The following is a 10,954-nucleotide window of genomic DNA, read 5'->3' as shown; positions in this document are numbered from 1 at the left end:
AGATGAAAAAAATATTCATATCAATAATATCAATAGTAGCGCTACTGGCAACAACTGTAAGTTGTACTGATCAATTAGACGAAATTAATGTTAACCCTAATCAACCTGAGATTTTAAAGGTTCCGGCTTACGGAGTATTTAATGGAGCGGTTACTTTTTTAATGACGCAATCAAGAGGAAGTTTTTCTTCTGGAAGAATGGCTTTGCCATGGATTCAATATTCAGCACAAAGAAACTATACTGAAGAAGATAGATTTCAATTTAGAGAAGGTACAAACCAAAGTTTGTATACGGACTATTATTTAGCAGCGGTGGATTTTAAAACCATTATTGATTTAAATACAAATCCTGCAACCAAAGCTGTGAATGCAGTTTATGGAAATAATGACAACCAGATCGCAGCTGCCAGAGTAATGTTAGCTTATACTTTTTTACAATTAGTAGATGTTTACGGAGATGTGCCTTACTATTCTTATGGTAATCAAGATGCTGACTTTCAGGCATTGCAGTTAACTAAATATATCAAGCCTAAATTTGCTTCACAGCAAAAAATTTATGCAGATCTTATGAAGGAGCTAAAAGAAGCTTCGGCTATGATTGTTACCTCTGAGTCAGTTTTCACGAAAGGAGATAATCTTTTCAAGAGTGCAATAAAACTTAAAAAATTCGCAAACTCTTTAAGATTGCGTATTGCTACCAGAGTTAAAGGTGTCGTACCTGGCGCCGAAGCACATGTTGCTGAAGCGATAGCCGAAGGAGTGATGACATCGAATGAAGATAACGTTGGTCTTACTTATCAAAAAGATGATGTCAACCCAAGTCCTTTCTATAGAGATTTTTATTTAGGTAACAGAACAGATTTTGCTATAGCAAATACATTTGTTGATTTGTTAAAAGGGAAATTAGGTGTCTTTGGGGTTGATCCAAGATTGCAAAAGTATGCTGCACCTACTACAGCTTCTAAGACTGATGTGAAAACTTTTTCTTATACTGAGACTGACGATTTGACTAAGTATGTTGGTATGCCTTACGGTGTTCCAAGTTCTTTGACTGCATCACAAAGGCCAAACACTTCATTTTGGAGTTCAAATGTATTAAAGCAAGATTACACTGAAATCTTAATGGAGTACGCTGAAGTAGAGTTCCTATTGTCTGAGAATAATGGCTGGGATAATACTAATTACCAAAAAGGGGTAAAAGCCTCTATGGAACGTTGGGAAGTTTCTGCTGCAAAAATTGGTGTTTATTTAGCTAATTTAGCGCCAGCAAATCAAGCTAATGTTTTAAATCAGAAATATATTGCTCTTTTCATGCAGCCGTATGAGGCTTTTGCTGAATACAGAAGAACTGGTTTTCCTAACACGCTACTTCAGCCAGGAGGATCGTATGATTTAAATGCTCCGCATCCAGAAACAGCTGCGACTACTTATACTTTTGAAGCATTAAGAGGTTTAACTTCTATGCCTGCAAGATTTACATATCCCGTAAACTTACAACAGTTAAATGGTGAAAGTGTTAAGGCTGCGTCATCAAATATTGGAGGCGATCTATTAACTACTAAGTTGATTTGGGCTAAAAAATAATTTAGGGTAACGAGTACTATTAGGGTACTAGAGAAGTTTTATTATAAAGAAATTAAATATTAAATTTAGTTTGAAAAGAGAGGATACTGAAGAGTATCCTCTTTTTTTATGTCTAATAAAGGCTTATTAATTTATTAGAAAGAGTTAATCTGTGCCTTCAAAAGCTAAAGCCGTTTGTTCGGGTAATAATCTAAAACTCATTCGGTGGTATTTAGTCACGCCGTATTTTCTTATTGCTTCTCGATGCTCTTTTGTTGGGTAACCTTTATTTTTTTTCCAATTATACATTGGGAATTCCTCATGGATCCTATTCATATATTCGTCTCTATATGTTTTTGCCAAGACTGATGCCGCAGCAATACTCATGAATTTAGAGTCTCCTTTTACAATACTGCTGCTCGGAATAGATGTTAAAATTTCAATTTCTTTGGGAGTGAAAATTTTGCCACTATTATTTTTAATTCCTTTTTTTCGAATAAAAGGGCTATTTCCATCTACTATAATATATTCAGGTTGCGGATTTAGTTTCAAAACACATTCCTGCATTGCTTTTATCGAAGCGTTCAAAATATTAATATCGTCAATTTCTAATGGTTCGAGATGGGTGACTATATATGTAATGGCTTGTTGCTCTATAACAGGACGCAATTTTTCTCTGGCTTTCTCAGACAATTGCTTGCTGTCATTTAATATTGTATTCTCAAAGTCGACTGGAAGGATTACTGCAGCGGCCGTAACAGGACCGGCAAGGCAACCCCGCCCGGCCTCATCAGTGCCAGCTTCTAAAATAGATGATGAAAAGAATAATTTTAACACTTGGTAGTATTTCTGACGAAATTAAGGTTTGTAGTTGAGAAATAGTGATAATTTGGTAGTTTTTTTATGAAATTGTAATTTTCTATAATAAAATCTTTTTTAATTACTAGCATGCTTTTGTTAAAAAACATATTGGTTTGTTAACATTATACTAATATGTTTGCGCCATTAACTAACTAATACAAAATTGTATATGAGATTAAAATTTAAATGGATTTTTGCGCTGATATTAGTGCTATCTATGCAGTCTTCTTTTGCACAAGAGAAAACTGTTTCGGGTGTAGTTTCGGATGCTAGTGGACCAATTCCAGGAGCTAACGTTATTGTGAAGGGAACTAATAATGGGGTTCAAACAGATTTTGATGGAAAGTATGCTGTTAAAGCAAAGCAAGGCGATGTTTTAGTATTCTCTTTTATAGGGATGAACAATTCATCTGTTACAGTAGGAGCTTCTAATGCTGTAAATGTTAAATTGACATCGAGTTCACAGTCTCTTGAAGAAGTGGTTGTTGTAGGTTATGGGACTCAAAAAAAGAGAGAGGTCACGGGTTCGATTTCCCAAATCAAAGGGGATGCTATTGCAAATCTTGCAACACCAAGTTTTGAGTCACAATTAGCTGGTAGAGCTGCTGGTGTTCAAGTAACAACTAATTCGGGTGTTATAGGTCAAGCTCCTAGAATTAGAATTAGAGGTATTGGTTCTATTACTTCAGGTAGTTACCCATTAATTGTTGTTGATGGAGTCCCAATTTTTACTGGAGATGTTGGAGGTTATGCCAGTACAAATGCTTTAGGAGATATCAATCCAGCGGATATTGAATCTACAGAAGTTTTAAAAGATGGTTCTGCAACTGCAATTTATGGTTCTAGAGCAGCAAATGGAGTGATTTTAATTACAACCAAAAAAGGAAAAGGTGGTAAATTCAGAGTTAACTACAATACTTATACTGGTATTGCTCAGCCAATTGATTATTTGGATTTGTTGAAAACGAAAGATTTTATTACAATTCAAAATGAAAAAAGAACCAATAGAGGAGCTTCAATTTTAGCGGTTGGAACTGAGTTTGATACAAACTGGCAAAAAGCGGTTCTACGACAAGCTGCCGTTCAAACAGATCATAATTTATCTCTTTCTGGATCAACAGAAAAGACTAACTATTATTTTTCTACGGGTTACAATACACAAGACGGTATTGCTAAATCTAATAGTCAAACGCGATATAATGTTAGAGGAAATGTAGATCAAAAAGTTAAAAGTTGGTTAAATGTTGGTGTGAACATGGCTTTATCTAGGACAGAAAATACAGGTTTGAATAATAATGCAGGAGGATTGTCTGGTATTATGTTCAATTCAATGCGTCAATTGCCAAACACGCCAATATACGATGCTAATAACCCAACAGGATATAATATTACTGGCTCAACGGTGGGGCAAGGACAGAACTTATCTGTAATTGCGAATAATTTACCGAACATTGTTTATGTATTAGATCATAATATTTATAAATCTAAAGTGGATAGATCATTAGTAAGTTTATTTGCTGATTTCAAAATTGCTCCAAGTTTAAGTTTTAAAACACAAGGAAGTGTTGACGCCATTGGTACTGAAGGATTTAATTATTTAAATCCTGTTAATGGTGATGGTGCAAGTGTTGCTGGAGCAGTTAGAAATAACTTTGCAAATTTAACACGTTGGAATACTCAAAATGTATTGTCTTATAATAAAACATTTGGGGAATCACATAATGTAAGCGCAGTAGCAATATATGAGGTTCAAAAGCAAAAAATTAATAGTTTTTATGGAGGAGGTAATGGTTTATCTGATATTTTTTTCAATAAAGGTTTAATTACAGGATCTTATGCTACCCAATTGTCTGGAGGAAGTATAACTGAGAATGGAATTATGTCTTATGCAGGAAGATTGAATTATAATTATGCTGGAAAATATTTCCTTCAAGGGTCTATTCGTAAAGATGGTCTTTCATCTTTGCCTACAGCTAATAAATGGGGAACTTTCCCAGGAGTTTCTGCGGGTTGGACTGTAAGTAAAGAATCTTTTATGAGTTCTTTAGAAGATGTAGTGTCTGATTTTAAATTAAGAGCTTCTTATGCTGAAGTTGGTAATACAAGTATTGGAAATTATCCTTACTTAGGTTTGTATAACAATGCTAAATATGCGGAGTATAATGGTATTGGATATTCTCAAGCAGGTAATGATCAATTAAAATGGGAAACTTCAGTAAAGTATGACTACGGAGCTGATTTGTCTTTATTGAACAATCGTTTGAAATTTACATATGATTACTTCATTAATAATCAAAACGGGTTGATATTACAAGTTCCTCAACCTTTATCTCTTGGTATTCCAGAGAACTATATTTCTAAAAACGTTGGGTCTTTGAAAAATTCAGGTCATGAATTTTCAGTTGAGGCTTCTGCTTTTAAAAATGAAAACTTTGAATGGACGTTAAGTGCTAACTTATCTCTAGTGAAAAGTAAAGTTGAGAAGTTAGTGAATGGACAGGATATTAATTTTGTTGATTCAGATTCTTACAATACAGGAAATAACTTGTTGAGAGAAGGGGAATCACCTTATGTTTTATACGGCTTTAGTTATTGGGGAGTAAACCCAGCTAACGGTAATCCTGTTTTTAATAAAGGAGATGGTACATTGGTTCAAGGAGATATTAATAGTCAAGCGTATAGAAAGTTTGATCCGGCTAATCCAACTGATGTATCTATAGCTTCTTCTTTAGGTGCAGCTGATAAAAAGGTTTTAGGAAATGTATTACCAACTTATTTTGGAGCATTCAACTCTAATATGGCTTACAAAAACTTTGATTTAGGTTTTATGTTCCGTTTTAGTGGTGGAAATAAAATTAATAACTTAACAAGACGTGAGCTTTTATCTCAAGGTTTCAATAATAACGGTACAGAAATTTTAGGAAGATGGCAAAGTGTTGATAATCCTGGTGACGGATGGACTCCAAGATTAAGAGATGATAGAGAAACTACCATTAATATTAATCAAGCTTCTAGCCGTTTTGTAGAAAAAGGCGATTACATCAAATTAGACAACATCACTTTAGGTTATAATTTGCCAAAAACAGTTTTAGACAAAGTAGGATTAGAGAAATTTAGACTTTTCGTACAAGGGCAAAACTTATTGATTATTACAGACTTTAAAGGATTAGATCCTGAAATGGAAGTTTTGGGTAATGATTATAATGGGACTCCAAGATCTAGAATATTCAGTATTGGTCTTAACGTAGGTTTCTAATTTTAAATAATTAAAAAATGAAAAATAAAAATAAATTTAAATTATACTCGATTACTAAGTTAGTAGTTCCGTTTGTAATGGTGTCACTTTTGTTTACTTCTTGTAGTGAAGAAAGTGTAATAGAGTTAGTTCCTTTTAATAGTGTTTCTGAAAATGTTGCGTTTCAAACTCCAGCATTAATCGATTTATCTGTTACGGGTATGTATAATGCTGCTGAATTGGGTAATTATAATGGAGCTGGAGCTAGAGGATATATCTTTGGCTCAGCATTTATTCAACAGGGTGATAACAGGGGTGAAGATGTGGTTAACTTAGCTGCATTTTATCAACTTACTTATTCAGGTACTTATGATGCTACATCAGCCAATAACGTATATTACTGGGCAGATGGTTACCGTTTGATCAATAGAGCTAACATCGTAATTGACGGGGTTGCAAAGGCGGCTGCAGCAGGAGTTATATCTCAAGAATTAGCAAATGACTACATTGGTCAAGCTAAGTTTTTTAGAGCGATTACCCATAACGAATTGTTGATTCACTTTGCAAGACCAATTCAGGATAATAATGGAGCAAACTTAGGAGTTCCTTACAGAGAAATCCCTTATACAAATCCAGCAAATATTGAATTAGGATTAGCTCAAGGTAGAAATACGGTTGCTGATTGTTATACTAAAATCTTAAGCGATTTAGATGATGCTGAGACATTGCTTTATTCTAAAACGAAAAGAGCAGGTGCAGCTCAAATAGAAAGAATTTCTAAAGAGGCAGCTATTGCTTATAAAACCAGAGTTTATTTACACATGCGTAAATGGGATAAAGTAATTTCAGAAGGTATTAAACTAGATGGTAAATACACTATGACAGCAAATCCTGATACTCCTTTTGCAAGTAACAACTCAAATAGCGAATCTATTTTCTCTATTGCAAATGGAGCTACAAACAATCCAGGTGTTAATGGATCTTTGCCTAGCATGTATCACCCACCAATTCCAGCTGCTGCAAATGGACGTGGATTAATTGCTATTAGTCCAATTATCTGGAGAGATCCAAGTTGGTTAGCTGATGATAAAAGAAGAACTGAGGGAACGATGATCACTACAGGTAATGCTGGGTATTATCCAAATACAAAGTTTACTAACAAGTACAAAGATGCTGTCAATAAAACAGATGCCGCTCCAATTATCAGGTATGCTGAAGTATCTTTAAACATGGCAGAGGCGTATGCGAGAAGTACAGATGTTGTAAATGGTCTGGCTAGGTTAAACGCTGTTAGAAATCGTTCATTGGCAGACCCATTAACTCAAACTTATACAGCAGCAAGTTTCGCTAATAATATTGATTTATTAGGTGCTATTCTAAAAGAGAGAAGAATAGAGTTTATTTGCGAAGGCCGCCGTTGGGCAGATATCACTAGATTGCAAAGTGATCCTTATTTCCCTATTGCTGGTATTCCTGGAAAAATCGCTAACGCTGGTTTTGCTACTGCGGCACCGGCTTTGGTTGCTTACGCTTTAGGAACTCCATATACAGGAGCATTAGGAGTTAATGCCTTTACTTATGATAACTTTAAATTTGTTTGGCCATTACCACAGTTGGAACTAGATGCAAATCCAACGTTAAGACCACAACAAAACCCTGGTTACTAAATTTAATGTTTTAGGAGCTTGAACAAAGATTGGTAAGTTTATCAGCTATAAACAAGCTTCATATTTAAAATGGATTACTTTCTAAACAGCTGCAAGATTTATTTCTTGCAGCTGTTTTTTTTTGCTGTATCTATTTTTTTGTATTAAATTTTAAAGGTTATCTACAATTAGTAACCCGTATAGAAGTTTCTTTTTCGATAAACCTGTTAATTAATGTGAAAATTTAACATTTTTGGTAATGTCTAATATTTAGGGTTGATCATCGTTGAATTTGGGACTGTTTGTCGGATGTTTTGTGTCGTTAAAGAATTGATAATTAAGTTATTGATTTTTTTTTATTGGTTTTATACAGTTGGTTAATATGTTGTTATTTGCTACATTGATGGACTCTATTAACACTGTAAATACGTTTTGGCTATAGTTTTTTGGCAAAACTTTATGATTTTGCTTTCTTTTTAAGGATTTATTCTACATATTTGTAAAATAACTAATTCAAATTAATTAATATGAGATTAAAATTCAAATGGATTTTTACGCTATTGATAGCGTTATCTATGCAGTTTTCTTTTGCTCAAGAGAAAACCGTTAGTGGAATTGTTTCAGATCAATCAGGACCAGTTCCTGGTGTGAACGTTGTAGTGAAGGGGACAAATAGGTCAGCCCAAACTGATTTTGATGGAAAATATGCGGTGAGAGCAAGTTCCGGAGAGGTTTTAATGTTTTCCTTTATTGGTATGAATGATGTGTCAGTTACAGTTGGCGCTTCAAGTTCTGTAAATGTAAAGTTGCAATCAACGGCTAAATCTTTAGAAGAAGTTGTTGTTGTTGCTTACGGTAAGCAGAAAGCTAAATCAATCGTGGGGTCGGTTGTTACTGTAGGTAAAGAAGTTTTAGAAAAGCAACAAGCAACGAGTGTATTAACTGCGTTACAAGGTAGTGTTGCTGGTGTTAATATCATTTCGGCAGGTGGACAACCAGGGGAGAACCCAGTGATCCGTATTCGTGGAACAGGCTCTATTAATGCTTCTTCTGAGCCATTAATTATTTTGGATGGTGCTCCTTTTAGCGGTAACCTTAATTCAATCAGCTCTGATCAAATTGAGTCAATGAGTGTATTGAAAGATGCGTCTTCAACTGCATTGTATGGTTCTAGAGGTTCAAATGGTGTTATTGTTATCACAACAAAAAGAGGTAAATTAGGGACAGCTCCAAAAGTGACTTTTTCAACTTTAGTTGGTTTTGCAGGAAGTGCTGTTAAACTTCATGACTTGGTTAGTTCTGATACATATATGGAATACACTTGGGAAGGAATAAGAAATGCGAATCAGTATGTGGCTAATCAACCAGCAGCTACTGCAGGATTAAACGCGTCAAATTCGTTAGTATCTTCATTAGGTTACAATCCATACACGACAGCTGTGCCAGTTAATGCTAACGGTAAATTAGTTTCTTCAGAAAAAAAATGGGAAACAAATTGGGCTGACTTAATGTTGAATGATTCGGCTATTAGATCAGAGCACTCATTTGCTGTAAGTGGTGGTAGTGATAATACTTCTTATGCATTTTCAACAAACTATTTGTCTCAAGAGGGAAATGTAGTTACATCGAATTTTGATCGTGTAACAACTCGTTTAAGTATTGATTCTAAAGTTAATGATTGGTTGACTGCCGGAATTACTTCGTTCTACTCTACATCTAGTCAAAATTTCCCAACTCAAAGTGGGAACAGTTTTCAAAGTGCTGTTCAATGGATTTATACTATACCGTCAATCTATCCTTTATACCAAAGAAATGGAAATGGAGATTTAATTGTTGATGGTAACGGTAACAATATTTTTGATTATGGTGCAAATTCAGCACAGCTTTTAAACGGAAATCGTCCTCAATTGAATAATGAGAATGCATATGGTTCTTTATTCAATTACAAAATTAAAAACAAGAGAGATAATTTTACTGCAAATGCATATTTGCAAGTTACTTTAGCTAAGGATTTACTTTTCAAAACTAACTTAGCGTATGACAAGTATTTGTTTGATTCTTATAACTATGCAAGTAACGAAGTTGGGTATGCATCAAGCGTAGACGGTAGAGTTACTCAAAATAGAGATATTACAACTTCTACAAATTTAATTAACAGTTTGAGCTATACTAAATCATTTGGTGATCATAATTTTGAGGCTAATTTGATTCAAGAAGCTTATAAATTTGAGATTGATGCTCTAGGTGCACAAGGTGAAGGTTTTTTACCGGGTGTATATGTTCTAGATGGTAGTACAACTCCTTCGTCGGTTTCTGGATCGACTACTGAGGAAAGAATTTCAAGTTATTTAGGTCGTTTAAGTTATAACTACAAAGAGAAATATTTCCTTGAAGGTTCGTATCGTAAAGATGGTTCGTCTCGTTTTAACAGTGATGTTAGATGGGGAGATTTCTTCGCTGTGGGTGGTTCATGGTTGCTTTCTGAAGAGAATTTCTTAAAAGATAATAATGTTATTAACTTCTTGAAATTGAAAGGATCTTATGGAGAACTAGGAAATAATAGACTAACCTCTTACTTCCCTTATTTACAGTTGTTTTCTACTGGTTGGAATGAGTTAGATAATACTGGAGTTGTATTAGGATCAGCTGTTGACCCAAATATTACTTGGGAGAAAACAGCTTCTTCAAATGCTGGTTTAGAGTTTGGATTGTTTAATAACAGAATTTTTGGTACTGTAGATTATTATAGTAAAGAGACAATTGATTTGATTTACAATAAACCACTTCCTGGTTCTACTGGTAATACTGGTATTACAACAAATGTAGGATCCATTAAGAATTATGGTTGGGAATTCTCATTGAGTACGAGAAACGTTGCTACTGCTAACTTTTTATGGACTACTGGCTTGAATTTCACTTTTGATACAAATGAAATTTCTGAACTTACTCAAGAATCGTTCACTAGCGGAAATAAAAGATGGGAAGTTGGTCGCTCATTATATGAATACTATATCCAAGAATGGGCTGGAGTAGACCCTGCTACAGGTTATGGAATGTGGTACAAGGATGTTTTAGCTACAGACGGTACACCAACAGGTGAGCGTGTTACTACAAAAACGTATGCTGAAGCTAATAGATATTATGTTGAGAAATCGTCATTACCGGATGTAGTTGGTGGTTTTACTAATTTCTTCAAATATAAGAATCTTGATTTGAATATTTTATTCAATTTTAGTTTTGGTGCTTATGTATATGACAGTACTTATGCAAGTTTGATGGAAGGTTTCGAAAGTTCGGGAAGAGCAGCTCATCAAGATCTTGCAACTCGTTGGCAACAACCTGGGGACATCACAGATGTGCCATTATTCTTAGCGTCAAACAATGATTTTAACTCACAATCTACAAGATTTTTGTTTAAAAATGATTATGTGAGATTAAAAGCTTTAAATTTAGGGTACTCTTTACCACAGTCGCTTATCGAGAGAGCAAAACTTTCAAAAATGAGATTGTTTTTACAAGCTGATAATTTATTGACATTTCAATCTCACAAAGGGATTGACCCTGAGCAAGACTTTGGTGGTGCAACAAACAGCAGATCGTATAACCAAAGAGTTGTTTCTTTTGGTGTTAATTTAGAATTTTAATAACAA

At 34.4% G+C, this 10,954-nt stretch carries 5 protein-coding genes; 4 read left to right on the top strand and 1 reads right to left on the bottom strand.

Translation table 11 applies throughout. The features are described from left to right. The first annotated feature begins 2 nt into the window (after nucleotides 1-2). Nucleotides 3-1,583, top strand: a complete 1,581-nt coding sequence (locus FQU23_RS00790) for a SusD/RagB family nutrient-binding outer membrane lipoprotein (protein ID WP_147672169.1) — start codon at nucleotides 3-5, stop codon at nucleotides 1,581-1,583. Nucleotides 1,584-1,727: 144 nt separating this feature from the next. On the opposite strand, the gene FQU23_RS00785 is transcribed toward FQU23_RS00790, so the two are convergent. After that, nucleotides 1,728-2,399 (bottom strand): ribonuclease HII, encoded by a 672-nt coding sequence (locus FQU23_RS00785; protein WP_147672168.1) that lies wholly within the window; start codon nucleotides 2,397-2,399, stop codon nucleotides 1,728-1,730. Between the two features lie 193 nt (nucleotides 2,400-2,592). On the opposite strand from FQU23_RS00785, the gene FQU23_RS00780 reads away from it, so the two are divergent. The 3 genes from FQU23_RS00780 (at nucleotide 2,593) to FQU23_RS00770 (ending at nucleotide 10,948) form a co-directional block, all read left to right on the top strand. Next, entirely contained in the window at nucleotides 2,593-5,679 is a 3,087-nt protein-coding gene (locus FQU23_RS00780; protein ID WP_147672167.1) for a SusC/RagA family TonB-linked outer membrane protein, read from the top strand. A gap of 17 nt (nucleotides 5,680-5,696) precedes the next feature. Beyond that, nucleotides 5,697-7,325 (top strand): RagB/SusD family nutrient uptake outer membrane protein, encoded by a 1,629-nt coding sequence (locus FQU23_RS00775; RefSeq protein WP_147672166.1) that lies wholly within the window; start codon nucleotides 5,697-5,699, stop codon nucleotides 7,323-7,325. Between the two features lie 506 nt (nucleotides 7,326-7,831). Continuing rightward, nucleotides 7,832-10,948, top strand: coding sequence for a SusC/RagA family TonB-linked outer membrane protein (locus FQU23_RS00770; protein WP_147672165.1), 3,117 nt, complete (start codon nucleotides 7,832-7,834; stop codon nucleotides 10,946-10,948). Nucleotides 10,949-10,954 lie beyond the last annotated feature (6 nt).

The sequence above is a fragment of the Flavobacterium sp. XN-5 genome (assembly GCF_008033395.2).
GTDB classification, from domain to species: Bacteria; Bacteroidota; Bacteroidia; order Flavobacteriales; family Flavobacteriaceae; genus Flavobacterium; species Flavobacterium hiemivividum.
The sequence above is the reverse complement of the archived record's forward strand: the minus strand, read 5'-3'. Positions and strand labels throughout refer to the sequence as shown.

Bases quoted from the DNA above. Each gene is read 5' to 3' on its own strand.
- FQU23_RS00780 (WP_147672167.1), top strand. From the start codon at position 2,593: ATGAGATTAAAATTTAAATGGATTTTTGCGCTGATATTAGTGCTATCT.
- FQU23_RS00775 (WP_147672166.1), top strand. From the start codon at position 5,697: ATGAAAAATAAAAATAAATTTAAATTATACTCGATTACTAAGTTAGTA.
- FQU23_RS00770 (WP_147672165.1), top strand. From the start codon at position 7,832: ATGAGATTAAAATTCAAATGGATTTTTACGCTATTGATAGCGTTATCT.
- FQU23_RS00790 (WP_147672169.1), top strand. From the start codon at position 3: ATGAAAAAAATATTCATATCAATAATATCAATAGTAGCGCTACTGGCA.